Below are 24,744 nucleotides of genomic sequence, written 5' to 3' on the forward strand. Positions count from 1 at the left end.
TTCTCTGGGGGGTCAGACCCCCTGGGGTTTGGATTATGAGTCCCCTAACCAACAAACCAACTTTCCAACTAACCAACTGAAGTTGGAAAGTTGGTTTGTTGGTTTGTTGGTTAGGGACTTTGGTTCACGGGGTCGTGCTAGTGGCTAGGGTTAGTATTTATGCAATTCTTCGATGAATCTTTCGTTGCTGTAGTGGCCGGTGACTCGGATGCGGTGGATTTTAAAGGGATCGGATGTTTGTTTGGCCAGACCTAACTCGGTGGTGACAGCGGCCCGGTAGCCTGCTTTTTTGGTGATCTGGGCCACGGTATCGTTGTAGCTGCCATAGGGGTAGGCCAGTACTTCCACGGGTTTTTTCAGTCCGTGTTCCAGAGTCCGCTTGGATTCTTCTATCTGGTAACGGGCCACTTCCGGCGCCACTTCTGCCAGGTGGGGGTGGTCCACCGTATGGGCGCCGATGACAAAACCGGCTTCATCCAGTTCCCGGATTTCATTCCAATCCATAATTTTGTTTTCGGGCTGCAGTTTTTTCTCCACATCAAAGAAATTGGTATTGCCAATGGCCTTGGATACCACAAAGATGGTGCCGGTATAGCCATATTCCTTCATAATGGGATAGGCAAAATCATGGTTATCCTTGTAGCCATCATCAAAGGTAATGACAATGGGTTTATCGGGCAAATGTTTACCCCTTTGGAAATGGTCCATAACATCGGTCAGGGAGACACTTTCGTAGCCATTCTTGTGCAGGTATTTCATCTGCCATTCAAATTTATCCGGCGGTACCCGGAGACCCAGCCCGCCGGTGCGGGGGTCTGGATTCACTTTGTGGTACATGAGTACCGGGATACCCTGCAACGGGGGATATTTAGCATCGGTGGGTATGGTTTTGTACTGATGCTGGTACCATATGCCTGTCCCTGTAAGAGCCACAGCAATAACCAGTAAACTAACTAGGAAGAATTTTTTAAATGATGACAGGGTGTTCACCTCCGTTTTAGCCGTCAGCTTTTTTTGCGTGGGTTGGTGATTCTTTCTCTGGGGAGTCAGACCCCTCAGGGTGCCGGGCTTTGGGGGCGGGGTCAGACCCCCCGTTGGTTATCATCAGCCGTCAGGCTTCTGCTTTCTGCTTTCCAACTGACCAACTGAAGTTTTGGCTCATTGCAGACCCCAAAGGTATGCCTATTCTCTTAAGGTTCTTGATGGTTGGTATATCTTGACTGGTGCTCGCTCCATACTGGCTGCCTTGGAATCGTAAATAATTTCCATCACGGCCTGGGCCAGTTTTTCCGGTTGGTGGCGCACTAGGTTGCTGTGCTGTACCAGGTATTTTGACCAGACCTTGACGCCCATTTTGGCCAGGGCAGTTCCATCCACCTTCACCGGGGCGGCACCCTTTTCCCGGTATTTTTTCAGCAGCCTGCCGGGAATGGGCTCGTTATTCACCAGGATTTGGTCCACAAGGGGTCCCACATGGTCAAAAATGGCCGCCAGGTGTTGTTTGGCCGTATAACCCTGGGTTTCCCCGGGCTGGGTCATGATATTGCAAATATAGATTTTCTGGGCCCCGGACCTTTGAATGGCCTCGGCAATGCCTTCCACCAGGAGGTTCGGAATCACACTGGTATAAAGGCTGCCGGGTCCCAGGATAATCATGTCGGCCTCTTCGATGGCCGCCAGGGCTTCGGGCAGGGGTTTACAAACCTCCGGGTGCAGAAAAACCCTTTTAATTTTGCTTTCCGTGGCGGAAATGTTGCATTCCCCATAAACCGTGCTATGATCCGCCAGTTCCGCCCCCAGTATGACGTTTTCCAGGGTTACCGGCAGTACCTGGCCACGAATGGCCAGTACCTTGGAAAGGGCCCGCACAGCCCCATCAAAACCGCCGGAAACATTGTTTAAGCCCGCCAGAAAAAGATTGCCCAGATTGTGTCCTGCCAGTTCGCCGCTTTCAAAGCGGTACTGCAGCACTTCTTCCATTAAGGTCTCTTTATCCGCCAAAGCCACCAGGCAGTTGCGGATATCGCCGGGTGGCAGGATACCCAAATTATCCCGTAATCTGCCGGAACTGCCACCGTCATCGGTAACGGCCACAATGGCGGTGATGTTGCTGGTGTATTCCTTTAAGCCCTTTAACAAACTGGATAGCCCGGTTCCCCCGCCGATGGCCACCACCTTGGGACCCTTTTTCAAAGAACGGTGGTGGTAAAGGGTTTCCACCAGACGTTCCGAAGGGTCTGGTCGAATCACTGTCATAATGGAGGCTATCCCCATTTTAAAGCTGTATCCCATAATGCCTAGGCCGCTGGCTACAATAACCACGCCCACAAACCACTGGGGAATGCCAGCTAATCGGTTAGAGAGGGTATCCATCACCACCCCCATCATGCCAACCAGATGCCGGTCCAGTATGGCCAACCCTAGCCCCAGTAGGGAAATTCCTACTAGGGCTAGGAGAATCCAACGCTTTATATTCATGCCAGGGGCAAACCATTTAAATAAGGAAGCCAAATTAACCCACCGCCTAAACTCGCATGATATCTCGGTGCCTTACATTAACTCGGTAGCCCTTTTCACTTAATACTTCACCCAGCTTATTGGTGAGGGTTACGGACCGATGCATACCACCGGTACAGCCAATGGCAATCATCAGTGTAGCCTTGCCCTCCCTTTGATAGTGGGGCACCAGAAACTGGACGAAATCAATTAGTTTTTCCATAAATTCTTTGGTTACGTCCTGGGACATGACATGCTGCTGCACGGGTTCATCATTGCCCGTGAGGCAGCGCAGTTCCGGTATATAGTAGGGATTGGGCAGAAACCGTACATCCAGCACCAAGTCGGAATCCATGGGAATACCGTATTTGTAGCCAAAGGAAATAACGGTAATGAGCAGCCTGTTGGAGTTTTCCTTGTCACCACCGTACTGGGTGATGATTTGTTCCTTTAACTGGTTGTTGGAAACGTTGGAGGTATCAATGACTTTGGTGGCTCTGCCCCGGATTTCCCGCAGCAGTTCCCGCTCCTCCTGGATAACCTTTAATACCTCGCCGTGGTTATCCAGCGGGTGGCGGCGCCGGGATTCTTTATAGCGACGTACCAGTGTTTCATCCGATGCTTCTAAGAATAAGACTTCAAACCGGTATCCCTGTTCACCGAGGTCATGCAATACTTCTATGGCCTGGTGAAAGAACGCCCCACCGCGAATATCCACCACCAGGGCAACTTTCTCCACTTTGCCATTGGACTGGGAAACCAGTTCGGCAAATTTGGGAATCAGGGCCGGAGGTAAATTATCCACACAGAAGTAGCCCAGGTCCTCCAAACTTTGCACAGCTTGGGTTTTACCCGCTCCGGACATGCCGGTAACAATTAATAGCCGTGGACTGGACACTTCAACACCCCCCTCTGAGTCAGACATGCTGTTAATATCTCCTTTATTGTAAACTGTCCGATTCATATAAGCAAATAGTTCACTTACTCTTAGGGGGGTAGTATATATAACCATATTATGAACTTTTTCTCCGGGGAGTCAGCCCCCCTGGTTTTACCTATTGGTTAAAAAATAAATATTTACCCCCATTATAGTAAAAGGGCACCCGAAAGGTGCCTTTCTTTAAAACTTTATTGTTTGCTACTTTCGTTTTCCAGCAGGTTCCCCAATACTTCCAGTGCCCGGGGGGCATCTTCCCCCTCGGCCATAAGGGTTACACCGCCTTCATTTCGATTGGCTAATTCCATGAGGCCCATGATGCTTTTGCCGTTTACTCTGTGGCCGCCCTTTTCCAGACTGATTTCTGCATGAAACTGGTTGGCTGCTTTTACAAACTCTGCCGCAGGGTGGGAATCCAGCTTACTGAAGCTTTTTATGTCCTTTTTTAACATGAGTAGTCTCCTTGTGGTATGTCTTTTAGCCGTCAGCCTTCAGCCGTCAGCCTTCAGCTTTTTTTGCATGATTTGCTTTGGGGTTAGCTAGGTTTTGGTGGTTCTTGCTTTGGGGGTCAGACCCCTCAGGATGCCGGGCTTTGGGGGCGGGGTCAGACCCCCGGTTGTTTGCTTTGGCCCAAGGCCCACAGCTCATGGCCCATGGCTAGACCCAATAGGAATACCCTTAAGCCCCAAAAATAAACTTGGCAATGACCTCTGCCACTCCATCCTCTTCGTTGGAGTGGGTGACATAATCTGCCTTTGCTTTTACTTCGGGTTCTCCATTACCCATCACTACGCCCAGTCCCGCATAATCGATCATTTCCAGGTCATTGGGAGCGTCCCCGATGGCAATTACTTGCTCCGCCGTTAATCCCCAACCCTTGGCCAGGGTATCCAGGGCCAGTCCCTTGGTGGCCTGGGGGTGGGAAAACTCCAGAAAATGAGGTTTTGATTTGCATATGTGCAGGGATGTTCCATATTGACAGCGCATTTCTTCTCCCAACCGATCCAGTTCTTCTATTCCCCCCACCATGAGAACCTTGGTGGGGTCCTCCTGCAGGAAGTCCAGCAAATTCCCCACCGGGTGGGCAGTGATGCCGGATATTCTCTGGTAGACCTCTGCTTCCGGCGTAATTTTTTCCACATAAAGGGTATCATCCACATAGACATTGATATGATAGCCCAGTTGGCTGCCACGCTGGATCACTTCTCGCGCTAGGACCAGTGGTACTGGACGGTGAAGCAGGACTTCCCCGGTTTGGGCTTCTTTTACCAGGGCCCCTTGATAGGTGATTAGGGGCAGATTTAGTTCCAGTTCTTTGGCGTAGCGTAGGGCTGAACAGTACATTCTTCCGGTGGCCAGGGTTACATGGATACCAGCCTCCTGGGCCCGTTTGATATATTCTTTGTTGCGGGACGATATTTTAAGCTGGCCGTTTAGTAGGGTGTCGTCGAGATCGATGGCCAGGAGTTTGTAGTTTTTGTTCATAGGTTTCTCCAATCTCTTGATTATACTGTAGTGCTTTTAGCTGTTAGCTGTTAGCCGTTAGCTTTTTTGCATGTATTTCTTTGGGGTTAGCTAGGGTTTGGTGGTTCTTTCTCTGGGGGTCAGACCCCTCAGGGTGCCGGGCTTTGGGGGCGGGGTCAGACCCCCGTTGGTTTGCTTTGGCCCACAGCTCATTCCAACTTCCAACTTTCCAACTTCCAACTTTCCAACTTCCAACTTTCCAACTTCCAACTTTCCAACTTCCAACTTTCCAGCTACTGCTAGACCCATTATTCACTCCCGAAAGTAATTGTACACCGCTTCGGCGGCTTTGGTGTTCATGCCTGGGATCTTGGCCAATTCTTCCACTGAGGCCTGCTTAATGGACTCCAAATTTTTATAGGCTTTATAGAGTTCCCGGCGGCGTACCGCCCCAATGCCATCGATTTCATCCAAAAGGGATTTCAGGTTTCTCTTGGTGCGCAGCTTCCGATGATAGGTTACCGCAAAACGGTGGGCTTCATCCCTCAATCGCTGCAACATTTGCAACCCCTTGGATTCCCTGGGTAAACGGATGGGGTCCGGACGTCCCGGTGCAAACAGTAGTTCTTCCTCCTTGGCTAGGCCAAAGGTGGCAATGTGGGCAAAGCCCTGTTCCAACATGGCTTGCCGGGCCGCCGACAGCTGACCCTTACCTCCGTCGATAATAATTAGGTCTGGCAGTCGGGTAAATTTGGCCTGCTTGGGGGTAAGTTCTCCCCTGGACAAAAGGTCTTGTTCTTCCTTGGCCCGGGAAAAGCGCCGGGTCAGGGTCTCATGCATGGAGGCAAAGTCGTTGGGTCCCTCTACCCAGCGGATCTTAAATCTTCTGTATTGGTCTTTTTTCGGTCGACCTTCTTCAAAAACCACCATGGAGGAGACGGTTTCAGTACCTTGAATATTGGAAATATCGTAGCATTCCATGCGATGGGGGGGATTTTCCAGCCCCAGGGCGGCCATTAGTTCTGCCAGGGCCCCATCCACCGCTTCCCGGTTGGCCTGACGCTGCAACTTAGCCTGTTCCAGGGATAACAATGCATTTTGGGCCGCCATTTCCACCAATTTATGTTTATCCCCCCGTTTGGGGGCTTTAATAGTAACCTTACTGCCCCGTAGTTCACTGAGCCAAGACCTTAGGAGTTCCGGCTTAGCAATTTCTTCAGATATTAATACCTCTGCGGGGATAAATTCCGTTTGGTTATAAAACTGCTGGATAAAGGTGGTCATAATCTCCCCCCGCTCCAGGGTATCTGTGCCTTCCAGAAAGTAATGCTCACGCCCAATGAGTTTACCGCCACGGATAAAGAACACGGTTAGGCAGGACTCATCAAAACCCCGGGCCATGGCAATGACATCTTGGTCCACCAGATCGGTGGACACCACCTTTTGCCGTTCCACAATTTTTTCCACCGCCAGCAGTTGATCCCTAAGTTCCGCGGCCTTTTCAAATTCTAGCTTCTCCGCTGCTTCTTCCATGCGTTGGCGCAATCGCTTCATTAAATCTTCCTGCCGCCCCTCCAAAAAGAGTACCACTTCGTTAACGGTTTCCCGGTAGGTTTGCCGCTCCACCAGGTTGCAGCAGGGACCCAGGCAGCGCTTGATGTGGTAGTTCAGGCAGGGGCGATCCCTGGGACTAAGTTTCCGTTGCTTGCAGGTTCGCAGGGGAAAGATTTTTTTCAGCAGACGCATGGTTTCGTTAACGGCCCCCACGTTGGTAAAGGGACCAAAATAGCGGGCACGGTCTTTGAGAACCCGGCGGGTTAAATAAACCCGGGGAAATTCTTCCTGGACAGTTACCTTGATATAGGGATAAGTTTTATCATCCTTTAATAGGATATTGTACTTAGGTCGGTGTTCTTTAATTAGATTATTTTCCAGAATCAGAGCTTCCATCTCGGAATCGGTGACGATAAAATCCAGGTCTACCGCCCGGCCCAGCATGGCCTTTACTTTGGGTGCTTGCTTGGCCCCGGCCTGGAAGTAGGAACGAACTCGGTTTTTCAGGGACACCGCCTTCCCCACATAGATGACCTGTCCGTCTTGGTCTTTGTATAGGTAAACCCCCGGGCGTGAGGGGATGTTTTTAATTTTGTCTGATAACGGCAGTTAGATCACCTCCGTTAGCTGTTTCTTATGGGTAGTGCTTTGGGGTCGTTTGGCCGTGGGCCTTGAGCCATGAGCCTTGGGCTTTGGGCTTTATTGCATGTGTTTCTTTGGGGTCAGTTGGGTTTTGGTGGTTCTTGCTCTGGGGGTCAGACCCCCGTTGGTTTGCTTTGCCCATGGCTGACCCAAAAGGAATACCCCTAATCCCTAAAACTGTTACTATTAGTTTATCACTTCTCGGCCAGGGAAATATTAAGAATTTCTTAAACTACTATTCATTAGCATGCAACAAAAATAGTTTTTTTACCACCCTTGACAAAGATGGTTTTGAGGAACAAAATAGTAATGAAGTAAGTAACTAGTTAGTTACTTGAGTTGGAAAGTTGGTTAGTTGGTTTGTGAGTATTTTTGCCCCCTTTCCAACTATCCAACTAACCAACTTTCCCACTGAAGGAGGGTTGTTATGAACGAGGAACTATCCCGTGCCGAAGAGAGTAAACAGCGAATACTGCTGGCGGCTGCCCGTATCTTTTCCCATAAGGGCCTGGATGGGGCCCGGGTGGATGAGATCGCTGCCGCTGCTAAAATTAATAAACGAATGATTTACCATTATTTTGAAAGCAAGGAAAACTTGTATGTGGAGGTGCTTCGTTACAACTATCAAAAAATCTATCATATAAGTAAAGGCGCTTTTATTCCCGGGGCGGACCCTGTGGAGAATGTAACCAGAGCCCTGCGCCAGTACTTTTATTTTCTGGCCCAGGATGAGGAATTTGTGCGGCTGGTTAGTTGGGAAGCCCTGAACCGGGGGGTCTACAGCAGCAAAGTACTGCCCCAACTGTTAGATTTATTCCAGTCTGATCTAGGGGATATTTTACAGGACGGTATCAACCGGGGTATTTTTCGGCCGGATCTGGATATACGCCAGATTTTATTAAGTCTTCACGCCCTGTGCCTGGTTTATTTTACTCGCCGGGAAATGGTGCAGCCCATGTGGACCAGTGACATGATGTCCGCTGAGATGCTGGAGGACCGTCTGCAGCATATCCTGGATATGGTTTTCCACGGTATTTTAAATTGACTAACAAATTGACATCACTTTTTTATAAAACTGTACGATAACTGGAGGTGTTTCATTATATGGATGAATTGTTAAAAGTTCAGCAAAAAAAGAAAAATATTTTATTTTTGTTTATTGGACTAATTGCTTTAACGACTCTAATCTTTGGCGGCTATTTTTATAAAAATCAAGTATCCCTGGCTAAGGAACAGGATAGTCTGACAGCCACTGGAACCCTGGAGGCCACCAGTGTAATGGCTTCCTTTAAGGTGCCGGGTCGCATTGATACGCTTTTGGTGGCTGAGGGGGATCAGGTGAAAAAGGGAGCTGTGCTGGCTGCCCTGGAAACCAAGGAACTGCAGGCTAAGTTGTCCCAGGCTAAGGGTGCCCATGAAGCGGCCCTGGCCGCCAGCCGCCAGGCCGAAGAGGCTGTACCCCTAACCAGCCAGCAGGTGGAAACCACCATCGCCCAATGCAATGCCAAGGTGGAGCAGGCCACGGTAAAAGTTCGCAGTGCCCAGCAACTTTATGATCGGATGGTTGAGCTACATAAAGCCGGTGCCATCTCGGATAGCCAATTTGATGATGCCACCAACAATTATGATGCCGCTAAGCAACAACTGGAAGAGGCTAAGGCGGCCCTGGCCCAGGCCGAAGCCGCCAGACTGAAGGTAGAAGTTTCTCAGGCTCAGCATGATGCCGCCGTGGGGCAGGCCAATCAGGCCCAGGGGGCCGTTGATGAGGCCTCTGCCTATTTGGAAAACAGTAAACTAAAGGCCCCCATGAACGGTTTCATTACCCAAAAGTACCTGGAGCAGGGTGAAATGCTGAATGCCGGAACCCCAGTCTTTGAAATAACCGACCTAGTCAACTCCTACGTCAAGGTGTTTATCAGCGAAAAGAAAATTGGCCGGGTTCGTCTGGGCCAAAAAGTAGAAATTCGGGTGCCTGCTTTCCCGGATAAGGTCTTTGAGGGGAAGGTTGTGTTTATTAATAACGCCGGGGAATTTGCTGTGAAAAAGGCGGTTAATGAGCAGTACCAACATGATATTCGCAGCTTCGAGGTAAAAATTGATGTTCCCAACCAGGATCTTCTCTTAAAAGTCGGCATGACCGCCAATGTCAAGATATTGGAGGAATAAAAAATGCAGCCTGTCTTAAAAGCCCGTGATATCGTGCAGGTCCTGAATAAGAAGACCGTCTTAAAGGGCATTAACCTGGAGGTGTCTGTGGGGGAAATTGTGGGTATTTTTGGTACCAAGGGAACAGGTAAAACCACCCTGCTACACCTCTTGGCCGGCATCGATCAATTCAAGTCCGGTACGTTGGAAATTTTGGGCCAGGACACCAAAAAGGGGGATGCCTATAAAAGGCACCTGGGCCTGGTAACCCAGGAGCGCAGTTTGTTTCAGGAATTATCTGTGTTGGAAAACCTTGATTTCATTGCCACCCTGCGGGGTGGCCAGCGGTCCACCATTAAGCAGTTGGTGGATCGGCTGGAATTGCAGGACTTATTAAAGGAACCGGTGGCTACCTTAGACAATGGATTATTCCAGCGGGTAGCCCTGGCCTGTGCCCTGTTAAATAACCCTAAACTATTAATCGCTGACGAGTTAATTAAGGATATAGATTTTTATTCCCGTCGGTTAATCATGCAGACCATTAAGCAGTTCCTCCAAGAGGGCGGCACCTTTATCTGTGGCTTTAGCCACATGGATTATGTCAATCAATTGAACCGGGTGGCCTGGCTAAGCGACGGTCAACTGACCTTCTACCAGCCCGCAGAGGCAGCGGCGGAATGGCAAAGACAGTTTGAAGAATTTAATCTGCGAAGCGGTGAAATCAATGATTAGATCCCTCATGCGGCGTGAGTTAATTTATCTTTGGCGGGACCGGGGTCTGCGCAATATTTTACTCTTTAGTTCTTTGCTGGGACTAATTCTGTTCTTTGCCCTTTACAGTGCCCAGGTTTTGCTGGATATCCCCACCGCAGTGGTGGATCTGGATCATTCCAGTGAAAGCCGACAACTGATTGAAAAAGTGAATCAGTCAGAAAATTTACAGGTGGTGGCCTACCTAGACAGTTACCAAGAAGCTGAGGAACTGATCAAAGGGGGGGACATCGTGGTAACCATGGTGATCCCGGAGAACTATGGCAAAGCCCTTACCCTGGGGCGTCAAAGCAATGTGTTTTTGGCCATTGACGGCAGTAACATGATCTACTCCACCAATGCCACCACCGCAGCCATGATGGTAGCTGGTACCGTCAGTGCCCAGGCCGGGGTGAAGGCCCTGATGGCCCGGGGGTTTCAGCCGGACGAGGCCAAAAACGCCTACCTGGGGGTCGAACTGCGGGAAGAGGCCTGGTTTAACCCAACTTTAAACTATGCCTACTTTCTTGTGTTGGCCTTGATTCTCAATATCTGGCAGCAGTGCTGTACCATAGCCGCAGCCATGAATATCATTGGTGAAACGGGCCGCCCCAGTTGGCAGCAGTTCAAAATGGCTGGTTTGTCCAAATGGACATTATTTGCCAGTAAATCCGTGGTGCACATTGCCACCTTTATGCTGATGGTATTGCCCGTGTACCTGATTGCCTTTGGGTTCTTTAAGGTACCGCTCCACTGCAACTTGTGGCTGTTTTTGCTCTTTACTCTGGTATTTACCATTGCCATGCATAGTGTGGGGACCCTTGCCTCCAGTTTTGCCCGCAATGCTGTGGATGCCACCCGGTATGGCATGATTATTGCCCTGCCATCCTTTATTCTTTCTGGTTATGGTTGGCCCCTGGAAGCCATGCCTTCCTTTATCCAGTACATGGCCAAACTGCTGCCCCAAACCTGGTTTTTCCAGGGACTGAACTATTTGACCTTCAAAAACCCGGACTGGTCCTTTGTGCAAACGTATTTTCTGATTTTGGGTGTAATCGCTGTGGTTTGTTACGGTGCCGCCGCACTGGTGACAGCCCGCAAGTAAGGGGGCCTTTGGATTGAAACAAGTTTTTAATATTGCCTGTTATGAAACCATGATGATTTTTAAAGAACGTATTCTTTTTTTGCTGTTATTTACCGTACCCTTGCTTTATGCCACGGTCTTTGGTTTTGTCTATTTACAAGGGGTTATCAATCATGTGCCCCTGGCGGTGGTGGATCTGGATCATTCAAAATTAAGCCGGGAGGTTCGGTCCTCCTTTGCCAACAGTCCCCATTTTGAGTTAATTTCTAACATAGAAAACTCTGCCCAAATGGAGCAGGCCATGCGGGAGGGGAAAATCCGAGCGGCTATTGTTATTCCAGAAAAGTTTGAGTTTGCTATGCAGAAGCACCAGCCCACTGAGTTATTGGGGGTGTATGATGCATCCAATTTAATTTGGGGCTATAATACCCGGCGCTATATCCGGGAAGTAACCACGGATTTTAATACTCAGCAGACGGCGGCTTACTTAGCCGGCCTGGGTATTTCTGAGAATCAGGTAAAAAACATTATGAATACGGTGCATTTAAACTATGAGGTTTGGTATAATCCCACCTTCAGCTATGCCACTTACTTTTATACCGGACTGCTATTGATGGTGATTCACCAAATTTCCCTCTTGAGTATCAGCCTGACGGTGACCCGGGAGAAGGAACGGAATACCTGGGTTCAGTATCTTAGTTCTTGCCTGCCCAGTTGGAAAATATTTGTGGGCAAGGCGCTGCCCTATTTTATCGTCAATTTCTTTAATTATGCTTTGCTGCTCTGGGTTGCCGCCCATTTTGTCAATGCGAAAATAGGTGGCTCCATAGGTTTGGTGTTACTTTTTGGTTTGTTGTTCGATGTAATTATTACTTCTCTGGGTTTTTATATCTCGGTACTGGCGCCCAATTCCCTGCAGGTAACCCGCTACCTGATGCTGATTTCTGTACCCATCTTTATGGCTTCGGGCTTAACCTGGCCCCAGACCCATATCCCCTTCGCCGTTAATGCCCTGGCCTCTTTGATGCCCTTTACCTGGATGGCCGAGGCCTTTCGTTTAATCACGGTGAAGAATTTGCCCCTGGCTTATTTGTTGAATCACCTATTGGTGCTGTTGGCCATGGCCGGGGTGAGCCTGGGTCTGGCCATGAATTTCAAGAAGAGCCGCCGTCCACCCTCCAGCAGCGGCTTGGTGGTAAATAGCGGTACCAACTATCCTGGACTATAGTTTAACCCCCCGTAATCAGTGAGTTTACGGGGACAGGTTGTTGAAATACCCTTGCTGCTTTGTCAAAGAACCGAGCCAAAGATAGCCCGGTTCTTTTATTTATTTTCCAGAGGTAATACGCCTGGGATCTTTTCTATGTTGTCTTTCTTTTGTTCCGTAGCTTCGGATTCTTCGGTTTTGGCTTTATCAGCATCCTGGGTGGTGTAACTGATGGCCAGTAGCACACGTCTTTTTAACTGGTCTTCCAAAATCCGGGTAACGGTTTTTTGGAACTTTTCATCCAAGGGCTCCGGCCCTTGAATATACAAATTAATAATATAGGTACCATTACTTCTCTGGTAGCTGAAGGTAAAGTCTGTTAGTACATTCCCGGGGATTAATTTAAGTTTTTCGGAAACCACATCATTAATAACCTCTTCTGGTTCTTTGGCGTTGCTTGCACTAACCGCCGGAGCAGTCTCCTTCGGCTGTTTGGGGATCAGTTCGTTGTAGGCATGGGTTGAGGTTTCGGTGTTTACATCCTGAATGAGCACCACCTGGGTGCTCAGGGTCACCGGTTTACTCAATTTGTATTCCAGCATGTTTTCCAGTTGGCGAACGTAGTCGGTCTTAAACACCCTGCTGGAGCGCAGGACAGCCCGAATGTTGTATTCATCTTTATTATTTTGAAATTTTACATCCACTAGGTCGGTACCCGGTACCATAGAGATACTCTCTACTAAGGTATTTTTGATGAGTTTTTCTGTTTTTGAATAGTTAACCACTTGATTCATAATACCGATTAGGGGTATGGAGATGACGACTAGCAACGTAAGGGAAAGCACCAATCTGTTTTTAAACAGGGGGAATGCCTGGCTATCGGAATCATATTTGGCCCGAGCCGTAAAGCCTGCCAAACGGAAAACCCCTGAACTGGCAATGCTGATGGCAATTAAGTTGGCCAGAAACAGTAGGAAAGCACCGCCGGCCACACTGTTATTCCCCAGGGCTAAGCCGATCCCCACCACACAGAGGGGCGGCATCAGGGCGGTGGCTATGGCCACCCCAGGCAGGGCAGCTCCACCGGGCCGGAAGCACATGGCGTAGGCGCCGGCTGCCCCGGAGGCCAGTGCAATTAAGAGGTCGATGAAGGTGGGTTTGGTTCTGGCCAATATTTCACTGGTAAGTTCCTTGGTGGGTGACAATAGGGTCAAAAAGACCGAGATGGTAATGGCCAGCACCACGCCGGTTAGTTCTGCTTTGGCAGAAATGCGCAGCAACCGGGTATTCCCTAGGGTAATGGCCAGGGACCCTGCCACGATGGGGGTCATCAAGGGAGCAATAAGCATGGCTCCGATGATCACTGCCACACTGTTCATGAGCAGGCCAAAGGTGGCAATGGAACAGGATAGGACAACCATGACGTAAAAGAATAGATCCGGGTGGGAATTATCCCGCAGTTCCATGTAAATTTTGTTCCGGGCATTTTCATTAATTGGTTCTAATAAGGCCATAGAACACCTCTCAGGATCTTTTTCTGCCACATTGTAACAAAAAAGGATATTATTTGATAGTTATAGTTATTATATCAAATGTTATTCAGGTAATTGAAGCTTTTTTTAAAGTAATTCTTATGTAACAAAATCGTGATCCAACAGATCACGGTTTTGTTTGTGCTTTCGATAATTATGCTATGATTGATGAAACTTCGCCGTTCTCCAGGGCCTGTAGGGTGCGCTGGCGGTCTCGCTCCAGCACTGGCTTTAGGAAATGGCCGGTGTAGGAGGCAGCTACCTGACAGATTTCTTCCGGAGAGCCGGTTGCCACTACGGTTCCTCCTTTGTCGCCACCCTCAGGACCCAGGTCGATGATATAATCGGCGGTCTTAATAACATCCAGGTTGTGTTCGATGACCACCACGGTGCTGCCATTGTCCACCAGACGGTGCAGTACTTCCAGCAGTCGAGCAATGTCAGCAGTGTGCAGGCCGGTGGTGGGCTCGTCCAGGATGTAGATGGTCCCTCCATTGCTGCGTCGACTCAACTCGGTGGCCAGTTTTACCCGCTGGGCCTCCCCGCCGGAAAGCTCCGGTGCCGGTTGACCCAGACGCACGTAGCCCAGACCCACATCCTGCAGGGTCTTTAATCTGCGGTGAATTTTGGGAATGTTAGCAAAAAACTCCACCGCCTCATCCACTTCCATACTCAGTACATCGGCAATGCTTTTGCCTTTATATTTTACTTCCAGGGTCTCCCGGTTGTAGCGCAGTCCTTTGCAGATTTCGCAGGGTACGTAGACATCCGGTAAGAAGTGCATTTCAATTTTTATGATACCGTCTCCTTGGCAGGCCTCACAGCGGCCCCCTTTGACGTTAAAACTAAAGCGTCCGGCTTTGTAGCCCCGCACCTTGGCCTCGGGCATCTGGGTGAAGAGTTCCCGAATGTCGTTAAAAACCCCGGTATAGGTGGCAGGGTTGGATCTGGGGGTACGACCAATGGGAGATTGGTTTACATCTATGACCTTTTCCAGGTGTTCAATGCCCTCGATGCCGCTGTGTTCACCGGGTTTGCTTTTGGCCCGGTGCAGTTTTTGGGCCAGGGATTTATAAAGGATTTCGTTAATCAGGGTACTCTTACCGGAACCGGAAACCCCGGTGATACAGACAAAACCACCCAGGGGAATCTCCACATCAATCCCCTTCAGGTTGTTTTCGGTAGCCCCCTTAATGACCAAACTCTGTCCCTTGCCCAGGCGTCGACTGAGGGGTACCGGGATAAATTTCTTACCACTAAGGTACTGGCCGGTGAGGGACTCCGGTACTTGCATAATGTCTTCCATGGTCCCTGCGGCCACCACCTGGCCCCCCTGACGACCTGCCAGAGGGCCAATATCAATGATGTGGTCCGCCACCCGGATGGTATCCTCGTCGTGTTCCACCACAATGAGGGTGTTGCCCAAATCCCGTAGGCGTTCCAGGGTGGTTATGAGTCTTTCATTATCCCGCTGGTGCAGACCGATGCTGGGTTCGTCCAGAATGTAGAGAACACCCATAAGACCGGAACCAATTTGGGTAGCCAGCCGAATCCGCTGGGCCTCTCCCCCGGACAGGGTCCCGGCGGAGCGTCCCAGCGTTAGATAATCCAGGCCCACATTAACCAGGAAACCCAGTCGTTCGTTAATTTCCTTGAGGATTTGCCGGGCAATCATGCGTTCCCGCTCGGTGAGGTCCAGGTTGTTAAAGAATTTCAGTGCATCGGCTATGGAAAGGGAGGTTATATCTACAATATCTTTCCCCCCAACCTTCACAGCCAGGGCCTCGGGCTTTAACCTGGCACCCTTACAACTGGGGCAGGGTTTAATGCTCATGTATTTTTCAAACTCTTCTCGCATGGCTTCCGATTGGGTTTCCCGGTAACGCCGGGAGAGGTTGCCAATAATTCCTTCAAAGGGTACTTCGTAATGGTGGGTGTGGCCGTAGCTATCGGTATAGTCAAATTTAACTTTTTCCTGGCCGGTACCGTAGAGAATCACTTTCATGTGTTTGGTGGAAAGATTCTCCACCGGCGTATCCAGACTAAAATCATATTGTTTTGCCAGGCCGGATAGGTAGGCTGCGGCAATGTTCCCCTTGTGCCAGCCCTCAATGCCTCCTTCCCGGATACTTTTGCTTTTATCCGGCATAATCATATCCGGGTCAAACTCATGGTTAATCCCCAGTCCGGTACAGGCGGGGCAAGCTCCGTGGGGATTGTTAAAGGAGAACAGCCGGGGACTAATTTCACTGATGTTAATGCCACAGTCGGTGCAGGCAAAGTTTTCGGAAAAGGTATATTCCTCCCCATCAATCACTGCGGCAATGACAATGCCTTCACTTTGTTTGAGGGCTGTTTCCATGGAGTCCGCCAGGCGTTTTTCAGTGCCGGGGCGAAGAATAATGCGATCCACCACAATCTCGATGTTGTGTTTCTTTTTTTTGTCCAGCTGAGGAACTTCGGATAGATCGTAAATTTCTCCATCCACCCGAACCCGCACAAAACCATTGCGCTTAATGTCTTCGAGGATCTTAACATGCTCTCCCTTTTTACCCCTAACCACCGGGGACAGAAGTTGCAGCTTGGTGCCTTCGGGCAGTGCCATCAGTTGATCTACCATTTGCTGTACGGTCTGCTGAGTGATAGGCTGGCCGCATTTGGGGCAGTGGGCCCGGCCCGCCCGGGCAAAAAGCAGCCTCAGGTAGTCGTAAATTTCCGTTACGGTACCCACTGTGGAGCGAGGGTTATGGCTAGTGGTCTTTTGGTCAATGGAAATGGCCGGCGAAAGCCCTTCTATATAGTCCACATCGGGTTTGTTCATCTGGCCCAGAAACTGCCGGGCGTAGGCAGAAAGGGATTCCACATAGCGACGCTGACCTTCGGCGTAGATGGTGTCGAAGGCCAGGGAGGATTTACCAGAACCGGACAGACCGGTTACTACCACCAGCTTGTCCCTAGGGATTTCCACATCTATATTTTTCAAATTATGGGACCGGGCACCCTTGATGAGTATTTTGTCTTGCATGGTGTGAGTACTCCTTCGTTTTATCTATCAGCATTGGGTTACGTTATGGTTGTAGTTTGCAATCCGTTGACCGTGGCCATGGGCCTTTTTTACATGCTTTGCTTTGGGGTCATTTTGGCCTTGAGCTTTGGGCTGGTTAATGGAAAGTCAATACAAATATACTTCATTAGTGGGAAAAAGACAACGGTAAATCGAACATTTGTACTATTTTTGTAAGGCAGAAAGTTGGAAAGTGGAAAGCAGAAAGGAGAAAGTAACCAACGGCAATCTGACTCCGCCACACTTAGCCGTCAGCTTTTAGCTTTTAGCTTTCTACTTTCTGCTTTCTGCTTTCTAGGTTTTAGTGGTTCTTTCTCTGGGGAGTCAGACCCCTCAGGGTGCCGGGCTTTGGGGGCGGGGTCAGACCCCCGTTGGTTTCCTTGGGCCCAAGGCCCACAGCTCATGGCCGACCCCAGAGAAATACTTAGCCGTCAGCTTTCTGCTTTCCAACTTCCGCTATACCTAATACTCTATCTCCGGTATTGCTGGCTTGATGTTCTTCTCTCCCCTAAGCTGCAGCCGTAGCTCAATCAGGGCATCTCTAAGCTGGGCTGCCCGCTCAAATTCCAGGTGCTTGGCGGATTCTTTCATTTCTTTCTCCAGCTTAGCAATCATCTTCTTCAGCTCGGTTTTTGTTAGCTTACCCGCCTTGCTCTGGGCCACATAGGGTGCTTTTTCTTCAGCCGCCCGGGTGGCTTCAATGACATCCCTGATGGCCTTGCGAATGGTTTCCGGGGTAATATTATGTTTACGGTTATACTCCATTTGAATCTTGCGGCGTCGGTTTGTTTCTCCGATGGCTTTCTTCATGGAGTCGGTCATTTTGTCTGCATACATGATCACCCGGCCCTCTGCATTACGGGCAGCCCGGCCGATGGTCTGGATCAGAGAGCGTTCGGAACGAAGATAGCCTTCTTTATCGGCATCCAGAATGGCCACCAGGCTTACTTCCGGTAGGTCTAAGCCCTCCCTCAGCAGGTTAATGCCCACCAGGACATCAAAGGTACCCAGGCGCAGATCCCGCAGGATTTCCATCCGCTCCATGGTATGAATATCCGAGTGCAGGTAACGAACCCGCACGCCATTTTCTTTAAAGTAGTCGGTGAGGTCTTCGGCCATTTTTTTCGTTAGGGTGGTTACCAGCACCCTTTCGTCCCGCTCTACCCGCAGGCGAATTTCTCCCAATAAATCATCAATTTGCCCCTTGGTGGGCCTGATAAATATTTCAGGGTCTATCAATCCGGTGGGACGAATAATCTGTTCCACGATTTGCTCTTGGTGTTCAAATTCGTATTTACCCGGTGTGGCCGATACATAAATCACTTGATTGACTTTTTCTTCGAATTCTTTGAACTTCAAGGGTCGGTTATCCAGGGCTGAGGGCAGGCGAAAGCCGTGCTCCACTAGGGTTGTTTTTCTTGAACGGTCCCCTTCGTACATACCACCAATCTGTGGTACTGCCACGTGGGACTCATCGATGATTAACAGCCAGTCTTCGGGAAAGAAGTCCAGCAGGGTAAAGGGTGACTCTCCGGGGGCACGTCCTGTGAGATGCCTGGAATAGTTCTCAATGCCCGAACAAAAACCCACTTCAGCCATCATTTCCAGGTCATATTGGGTACGCTGCTGCAGGCGTTGGGCTTCCAATAATTTATCGGCAGCCCGCAATTCCTGTAGCCTCTGCTCCAGCTCTGCCTCAATGGTGGTAATGGCTCTTTTCATGTTATCTTCGGCAGTTACGAAGTGGCTGGCAGGGAAAACAGCAATATGTTGGCGTTGACCCAGAATTTCACCGGTGACAACATCGATTTCCAACAGACGGTCCACTTCATCTCCAAACAATTCCACCCGCAGGGCCCTTTCACTGGCGTTGGCGGGAAAAATTTCAATGACATCGCCCCGTACCCGGAACTTACCCCGGCTAAAGTCAATGTCGTTTCTTTCATATTGAATATCTACCAGCTTGCGCAGGATGGCATCCCGGTCGTAGGTACCGCCCACCCGCAGGGATAGGACCAGATCCCGGTAGGTTTCTGGGTTACCTAAACCGTAAATGCAGGAAACACTGGCTACAATAATTACATCCCGCCGCTCCAACAGCGCAGTGGTTGCTGAGTGACGCAGTTTATCAATTTCGTCGTTCAGTGATGAATCCTTTTCAATATAGGTATCGGTATGGGGAATGTAGGCCTCGGGCTGGTAGTAATCAAAGTAACTAACGAAATATTCAACGGAGTTTTCCGGGAAAAATTCTTTCATCTCACTACACAGCTGGGCTGCCAGGGTTTTGTTGGGTGCTAATATTAAGGTGGGGCGCTTAACCTCTTGAATGATGTTGGCCATGGTAAAGGTTTTCCCTGTACCGGTGGCCCCCAATAGTACCTGGTGTCTCAAGCCCTTATCAATGCCTGCCACCAGTTTTTCAATGGCCCTGGGCTGATCGCCCCGGGGGCTAAAGTCAGACTTCAACTTAAATTCCAAGGAGTTCACCTACTTTCTATCCATCTAATATTATACCAAATAGGTCAATATTAGAAACCTGGCAGCAATGGGGGATTTTAGCCAGGGGGCTTAGGGGTATTCCTTGGGGGTCAGACCCCCGTTGGTTTCCTTAACTCACAGCCCATGGCCCACGGCTGAGGGCTAGACCCTTAAGAATTACCCTTAAGCTTATGGTACTCTTCCTGTACCATTTGAAAGTCCTCCCAGACTGGTCGCCTTCTGTTGGGGTCCCGCAGCACTGCTGCTGGGTGGTAGGTGGCGATAATCTTGATGCCGCTCTGGCTTTCCAGCCACTGCCCGCGCATTTTAGTAATGCGGGCATCGGGGCCAATTAGGTTTTGTAAAGCGGTGTTACCCAACAGCACAATAATTTGTGGCTGGATTAATTCAATTTGACGATACAAATAGGGTAGGCAGGCCTTGGCCTCCACCCGGTTGGGTACCCGGTTGTTGGGTGGGCGGCATTTAACTATATTGGCAATGTAGACGTCTTCCCTGGTAAGGTCGATGGCCGCCAGTATCCGGTCCAGCAGTTGTCCGGCCCGTCCCACAAAGGGCACTCCCTGTTCATCCTCGTCCTTGCCAGGCCCTTCACCAATTAACATTAATTTAGCCTTAGGATTCCCCACACCGAAGACAAGTTTGTTGCGGCCCTCGGATAGGCCACAACGGGTACAATTTTGCATATCCTTTGCCAGTTGTTCTAAAGACATAAAAGACCTCCTGTAGTAGTTGGACAGTTGGACAGTTGGTTAGGGGTTAGGTGGTAGAGCTTGTTTTATGATAGAATACATTCCCCCGGTTGACAACCTTGTAGCCTGTGGTTAATTTAAGTTTTTATTTCCAACAATGCATATTTTGCCTTTGGTTTGCCAAACTATAGGTAAACACGTAGCTGTATTGATGGCTATGGATTGAATAAGGAGGAAGCGCACATGCTGGATTTATCAAAGGCTAATACTAGTTGGGATAACTGGAAAAAATACCTGGGACAGGCCATGGAGTTTGCTGAAGAATTGGGTATCTCCCGGGATAAAGTACAGCATTATGCCATGACTGCCGGGTCTATTTTAGCTGACAATGTTCAGCCGGCTAACCCTGAGCAAAAGGCCCTTAAGGAGCTATGGGATGTGGCAGATAAGGATGAACAAGCGGTTATCGCCCGTCTGATGACCAAACTAGCCAGCCGTTCCCGCTAAATTTTTAAGGGAGTGCCGCAACTACTTTAGTAGCAGTGACACTCCCTTAAATTTTTCACCGGGGAGTTGGGCAGTTGGAAGGTTGGAAGGTTGGAAGGTTGGATAGTAGTTGTTGATTTGGCTCATGGCTAAAAGTTGCACTGCCACACTAGAAGTCAGACACCTGGGGTTAACTTGAAGAGCAAATCCCCCAGGGTTACCTTTTTTCACCGGGGAGTCAGACCCCTCAGACTGCCGGGCTTTGGGGGCGGGGTCAGACCCCCTGGGCTTGACAAACTTTCCAGGGCTTGACTAAGCTCCCAAACTTTCCAACTGTCCAACTTTCCAACTGTCCAACTTTCCAACTCAAGATCATTTCCTATGCCTAGCAATACGGTTGTTGAACCACCTGCGCAGGGGACCGTTGGTGGATAGCTCCATGAAGGTTTCTTCATTACCCTCGGGAACCGGCAACACACCCAGCATATCCTTTTCTTTGAATTCAATGCCCTCTCGGTATACTTTTTTTTGGGCCATTGAGTAGTAGGTAATCTGTACCTGGTGATAAACACCCAAGGCAAATTCTAACCCCTGACGGCTTCCCACTGTCATGCCGTTTACTTCCTTGATAATATCCCCGGAACGAATTCCCGCCTGCCAGGCAGGATAGCCCGGAATCACATCCAGTATCTTAACCCCTTGATCCACAGGCTTATAGATGGCGTTGGTGGCCTCCAGACGCCTGCCCAGGTAGATCACCATTTCATGCCCCAGTGGCGAAAATAGTGCCGCTGCAACCCCCACCAGAGGGTAGCGATCAGTCAAAACCGCCAGTGCCAACAAAATCACACTGTATAAACCCAGAAATACTGCCGATATCCTGCCCTTTTGCTTAGGAGTACGGGCCACGGCCAGGTCTCCATAGCCCAGTCCTGCCACCACCGGCATAAGGGAATAGATCACATTATCTACATTTGCCCCCATGTCCCCTTTAATTAAAGGCCACCACTGGGGCATGTGGATGCCCCCGGCAGCACCACTGGTTTGACCCACAATAACCATAACCACCAGGGGTATGGGCCAGAATTTTTGCAGGGCAAACCCCCCTACAACCTTGCCTTCTGCATTCCGAATAAAGACAGGCATGGCCCCCAAATGACCACTGACCAGAATAAGAACTGCTTCCGCAAAATGCAGAATGGCCACCAGGCCCAAAAGCTGAGGTATGCTAACCTCCGGCCAACCTAAGGCGATGGAACTCAAGGCCAAAAGGCCACCGGCATAGGCAAAGCATAAAAATCTGGCGTCAATAAACATTAGCAGAATGGCCAAGGGCCAGAGATAGATTAACCCGGAATCGGACAGTGTCAAGCCGACGAATACCATGATGTAACTGGCCAAAACCCCACCCAGCAAGCCAAATAGGGTGGCGGCCAAAACATCTCGCCAGACACCCCGTGGCTTCAAACCAAAGAATTTTTCCTTTGCCCTTCCCATACGGTAATATTGCAGGGCCACAATAGCCACCACCAGAAGAAATAACTCTAGAATCTGGGGTTCCATAAAAACTGCCCCTAGGGTCTGAAACAAAATCGGTGTTATATCGGTAAAGGGAAACATGGTAAACACCTACTTTTTTAGCCTTCAGCCATCAGCTTTTTTTGCATGCTATAATTTGGGGTCATTTGGCCTTGGGTTTTTACTCACAGCTCATGGCCCATGGCCTGACCCATAAGAAATACCCCTAAGGCTAACGGCTGACGGCTATTCTATTGATGTATCTTGTCTCGAATTATTTTAATGGCTGTTTCCAACTGTTTATCTTGTTTAGCATGGATTTCCTGTTCTATAACCACGTGGGGGGCAATCCCCTTTTTGTGGATATCATTTTTATTCGGCGTTAAATAACGGGCTGTGGTTAGTTTAAGCCCGGCACCGTTATCCAGCGGGAAAACTGTTTGGACAATGCCTTTACCAAAGGTCTTGGTCCCCACTAGGGTTCCTACACCTGCATCCTTAATGGCGCCGGCCAGAATTTCCGAAGCACTGGCACTTCCTTTGTTAACCAACACCACCAGGGGCATATTCAATTGATCTGGCTCAGCATCAAAGGTGTAATCCTTACCAATTCGGTAGTCAATATGCACGATGGGTCCTTTGCCCAAAAACTGGTCGGCAACTTTAATGGCCGAATTCAGTTCCCCGCCGGGGTTATCCCGCAGGTCCAGCACCAGTCCTGCCATGTTTTGCTCCCGCAGTTCAGCAATGGTCCTCACCATTTCTTCTCCGGTATTTTCGGTAAACTGGCCGATCACGATATAGCCCACGTTGTTTTCATCGGGAACCATCCGACCTTCTACAGTGGGTACGCTAATTTCTTCCCGTGTTAATTGAACTGGAAAAGGTTTTTCATCTCCCTCCCGCAGGATGGTTAACTCCACTTTGGATCCTACGGGACCCCGCATAAGGTTAACCGCTGTATCGGTATCCATATCCTTGGCCTGCTTGTCGTCAATGGCAATGATGATATCGCCGGCTCGAATATCCTTTTCCGCTGCCGGTGTATTGGGGAAGGGTTTAACTACCGTTAGGTAATGGTCCTTCATCCCCACCAGGATACCGATGCCGCCGAAGGAACCTCGAATTTGTTCCTGCAAAGCAGAGTAGGTTTTCTTATCCAGGTACGCAGAGTATGGGTCATTCAGGGACTCCACCACCCCTTTAATGGCCCCTTCCACCAGTTTTTCCGGCGTCACTTCAAATAAATACTGGCCTTTAACCAGGGTTACCACTTTGATTAAATTACCCATCCCCTTATAGTTTGCTGCCAGTGTACCGCCCACTAACAGTAAGATCGCAAATACCACCGAAGCTAATACAATTGTCAGCCTTCCCCAAAAGGCCAATGAATCTCTTTTCACTGTAACACCCGCCCGTCCCTTGATCTCCTTACACATGTATTATACTACAATAAAGAGGTGTTCATTACAAACATTTTCCATTTTATGGTTTCTCTCTATACTAAAGAAAAAGCCGGGCTAACCCAGCTTTATAAGTAATTATGGGGGCTTACCGCAGAGCCGTTCTTGCGAACCTCGAAATGCAGGTGGGGCCCTGTGGACATACCCGTGCTTCCTACCTGTGCAATGGTGGACCCTTTGGTAACAACCTGTCCTTTACTCACCAGTTGGGCTGACAGGTGACCATAGAGACTCACCACATCACCACCGTGGTCAATCATAACAACTTTCCCGTAGCCGGTCATGGTGCCGGAATAAATCACGGTACCATCTGCCGGAGCAATGACGGAGGTCCCGGTGGGAGCTGGTATATCAATCCCCGCGTGAAAGCGTTTTTGCTTTAAAATGGGGTGAATGCGATAGCCAAAGGGTGATGATACCCGGCTGTAGCCAGGCACCGGCCAGCTAAACACGCCCCCATTGTAGTTGCCACCCTTCTTGGCATTTTCCAGAGCAATCTGTCTCAGGATGGCATCTTCCTGGGCTTCTAAACGGTCAACTTCTTCAGCAGTCTTCTTTAAATCCTGCTCTGCTTCGTTAAGCAGACCTTTCTTTTCCTCTTGGGCCTTGGTCAGGGTTTCCTTTACATATTCCTGTTCCCTTTTCATGCTGGCTATTTGGCGGGTCCTGGTTTCCAGAACATTTTTATATTCCTCTATTTGCTGCTTTTCCTTGCTCATCCGGTCCACCAGGGTTTTATCACTTTCGATCATGCGGGTTAGGAATTCCATCCGGTTGGTAAACTCCGAAAAGCTTCCTGCATTAAGCAAGACCTCCAGGTAGCTTACTGGACCACTCTGGTACATACCCTTGACACGTTTTTTCAATTGATCATTACTTTCTTCCAACCGTTCTTCTGATTTGGCCAAATCCTTTTTGGTTTCCGCCAGCTTACTAAGGGAACTGGCCAGGGTAGCCTCTAATTCTTTAATTCTGGCTTCCTTTTGGTTAATGGATTGGTTCAAAGAAACCAGTTGTTGTGAATAATCCTTAACGGCTCGCTTCGTCTGTTTTTCCTCTGCTTTTTTCTGATTTAACTGGTTCCTAACGTTGTTTAGCTGCTGATCCAAGGTTGCTGCCATCACTGGAGTCCCAGCCAGTAGCACCAGGCCCAGGGTTAGGGCCGTCAGCCTGTGGGTCCATGTTCTTTGCACCGGTATTCCTCCAAA

The 24,744-nt window shown here is 49.4% G+C and carries 21 protein-coding genes; 6 read left to right on the plus strand and 15 right to left on the minus strand.

What is annotated here, in order from left to right:
* Nucleotides 1–150: 150 nt before the first annotated feature.
* From DRED_RS16250 to uvrC, 7 genes are all read right to left on the minus strand, one after another.
* A complete protein-coding gene (locus tag DRED_RS16250; RefSeq protein WP_011879343.1) occupies nt 151–990 on the minus strand; it encodes a polysaccharide deacetylase family protein in 840 nt (279 codons plus the stop codon).
* A 192-nt stretch (nt 991–1,182) separates the two neighbouring features.
* The gene (locus tag DRED_RS16255) at nt 1,183–2,511 is read right to left on the minus strand and encodes a gluconeogenesis factor YvcK family protein (RefSeq protein WP_011879344.1); all 1,329 of its coding nucleotides are present in this window, start codon (nt 2,509–2,511) and stop codon (nt 1,183–1,185) included.
* A 13-nt stretch (nt 2,512–2,524) separates the two neighbouring features.
* Complete coding sequence (gene rapZ / locus DRED_RS16260) at nt 2,525–3,421, minus strand: RNase adapter RapZ (RefSeq protein WP_011879345.1); 897 nt, start codon at nt 3,419–3,421, stop codon at nt 2,525–2,527.
* A 203-nt stretch (nt 3,422–3,624) separates the two neighbouring features.
* Nucleotides 3,625–3,885, minus strand: a complete 261-nt coding sequence (locus DRED_RS16265; protein WP_011879346.1) for an HPr family phosphocarrier protein — start codon at nt 3,883–3,885, stop codon at nt 3,625–3,627.
* A gap of 226 nt (nt 3,886–4,111) precedes the next feature.
* Nucleotides 4,112–4,918: a Cof-type HAD-IIB family hydrolase gene (locus tag DRED_RS16270; RefSeq protein ID WP_011879347.1), complete on the minus strand. Its 807-nt coding sequence runs from the start codon at nt 4,916–4,918 to the stop codon at nt 4,112–4,114.
* Between the two features lie 90 nt (nt 4,919–5,008).
* Entirely contained in the window at nt 5,009–5,206 is a 198-nt protein-coding gene (locus DRED_RS16275; protein ID WP_041274689.1) for a hypothetical protein, read from the minus strand.
* A 3-nt stretch (nt 5,207–5,209) separates the two neighbouring features.
* Nucleotides 5,210–7,060 (minus strand): excinuclease ABC subunit UvrC, encoded by a 1,851-nt coding sequence (gene uvrC, locus DRED_RS16280; RefSeq protein ID WP_041274690.1) that lies wholly within the window; start codon nt 7,058–7,060, stop codon nt 5,210–5,212.
* A 460-nt stretch (nt 7,061–7,520) separates the two neighbouring features.
* Between uvrC and DRED_RS16290 the strand changes: the two genes are divergently transcribed.
* Genes DRED_RS16290 through DRED_RS16310 form a run of 5 tightly spaced genes read left to right on the plus strand, consistent with a single transcriptional unit; the run spans nt 7,521 to nt 12,300 of the window.
* Entirely contained in the window at nt 7,521–8,138 is a 618-nt protein-coding gene (locus DRED_RS16290; protein WP_011879350.1) for a TetR/AcrR family transcriptional regulator, read from the plus strand.
* Between the two features lie 59 nt (nt 8,139–8,197).
* Nucleotides 8,198–9,259 (plus strand): HlyD family secretion protein, encoded by a 1,062-nt coding sequence (locus DRED_RS16295; RefSeq protein ID WP_011879351.1) that lies wholly within the window; start codon nt 8,198–8,200, stop codon nt 9,257–9,259.
* A gap of 3 nt (nt 9,260–9,262) precedes the next feature.
* A complete protein-coding gene (locus tag DRED_RS16300; protein WP_011879352.1) occupies nt 9,263–9,970 on the plus strand; it encodes an ATP-binding cassette domain-containing protein in 708 nt (235 codons plus the stop codon).
* Complete coding sequence (locus DRED_RS16305; RefSeq protein WP_011879353.1) at nt 9,963–11,093, plus strand: ABC transporter permease; 1,131 nt, start codon at nt 9,963–9,965, stop codon at nt 11,091–11,093. Before DRED_RS16300 ends, DRED_RS16305 begins: the two co-directional genes overlap by 8 nt.
* A 13-nt stretch (nt 11,094–11,106) precedes the next feature.
* On the plus strand, nt 11,107–12,300 hold the full coding sequence (locus DRED_RS16310; RefSeq protein WP_011879354.1) for an ABC transporter permease: 1,194 nt from the start codon (nt 11,107–11,109) through the stop codon (nt 12,298–12,300).
* Between the two features lie 95 nt (nt 12,301–12,395).
* On the opposite strand, the gene DRED_RS16315 is transcribed toward DRED_RS16310, so the two are convergent.
* From DRED_RS16315 to DRED_RS16330, 4 genes are all read right to left on the minus strand, one after another.
* Complete coding sequence (locus DRED_RS16315; RefSeq protein WP_011879355.1) at nt 12,396–13,793, minus strand: TIGR00341 family protein; 1,398 nt, start codon at nt 13,791–13,793, stop codon at nt 12,396–12,398.
* A gap of 172 nt (nt 13,794–13,965) precedes the next feature.
* Entirely contained in the window at nt 13,966–16,836 is a 2,871-nt protein-coding gene (gene uvrA / locus DRED_RS16320; protein ID WP_011879356.1) for an excinuclease ABC subunit UvrA, read from the minus strand.
* 501 nt (nt 16,837–17,337) lie between these two features.
* On the minus strand, nt 17,338–19,356 hold the full coding sequence (gene uvrB / locus DRED_RS16325; RefSeq protein ID WP_011879357.1) for an excinuclease ABC subunit UvrB: 2,019 nt from the start codon (nt 19,354–19,356) through the stop codon (nt 17,338–17,340).
* 170 nt (nt 19,357–19,526) lie between these two features.
* Complete coding sequence (locus DRED_RS16330) at nt 19,527–20,090, minus strand: uracil-DNA glycosylase (protein ID WP_011879358.1); 564 nt, start codon at nt 20,088–20,090, stop codon at nt 19,527–19,529.
* 222 nt (nt 20,091–20,312) lie between these two features.
* On the opposite strand from DRED_RS16330, the gene DRED_RS16335 reads away from it, so the two are divergent.
* Nucleotides 20,313–20,576, plus strand: a complete 264-nt coding sequence (locus DRED_RS16335) for a DUF3243 domain-containing protein (protein ID WP_011879359.1) — start codon at nt 20,313–20,315, stop codon at nt 20,574–20,576.
* Nucleotides 20,577–20,597: 21 nt separating this feature from the next.
* On the opposite strand, the gene DRED_RS16340 is transcribed toward DRED_RS16335, so the two are convergent.
* From DRED_RS16340 to DRED_RS16355, 4 genes are all read right to left on the minus strand, one after another.
* Complete coding sequence (locus DRED_RS16340; RefSeq protein ID WP_041274692.1) at nt 20,598–20,786, minus strand: hypothetical protein; 189 nt, start codon at nt 20,784–20,786, stop codon at nt 20,598–20,600.
* Between the two features lie 141 nt (nt 20,787–20,927).
* Nucleotides 20,928–22,175 (minus strand): PDZ domain-containing protein, encoded by a 1,248-nt coding sequence (locus tag DRED_RS16345; protein ID WP_011879360.1) that lies wholly within the window; start codon nt 22,173–22,175, stop codon nt 20,928–20,930.
* Between the two features lie 149 nt (nt 22,176–22,324).
* Entirely contained in the window at nt 22,325–23,476 is a 1,152-nt protein-coding gene (locus DRED_RS16350) for a S41 family peptidase (RefSeq protein ID WP_011879361.1), read from the minus strand.
* A gap of 128 nt (nt 23,477–23,604) precedes the next feature.
* Nucleotides 23,605–24,729 carry a murein hydrolase activator EnvC family protein gene (locus DRED_RS16355; protein WP_011879362.1) on the minus strand — a complete coding sequence of 375 codons (1,125 nt, stop codon included), beginning with the start codon at nt 24,727–24,729 and terminating at the stop codon, nt 23,605–23,607.
* Nucleotides 24,730–24,744: the final 15 nt, after the last annotated feature.

This window comes from Desulforamulus reducens MI-1 (assembly GCF_000016165.1).
In the GTDB taxonomy this organism is placed as follows: Bacteria; Bacillota; Desulfotomaculia; order Desulfotomaculales; family Desulfotomaculaceae; genus Desulfotomaculum; species Desulfotomaculum reducens.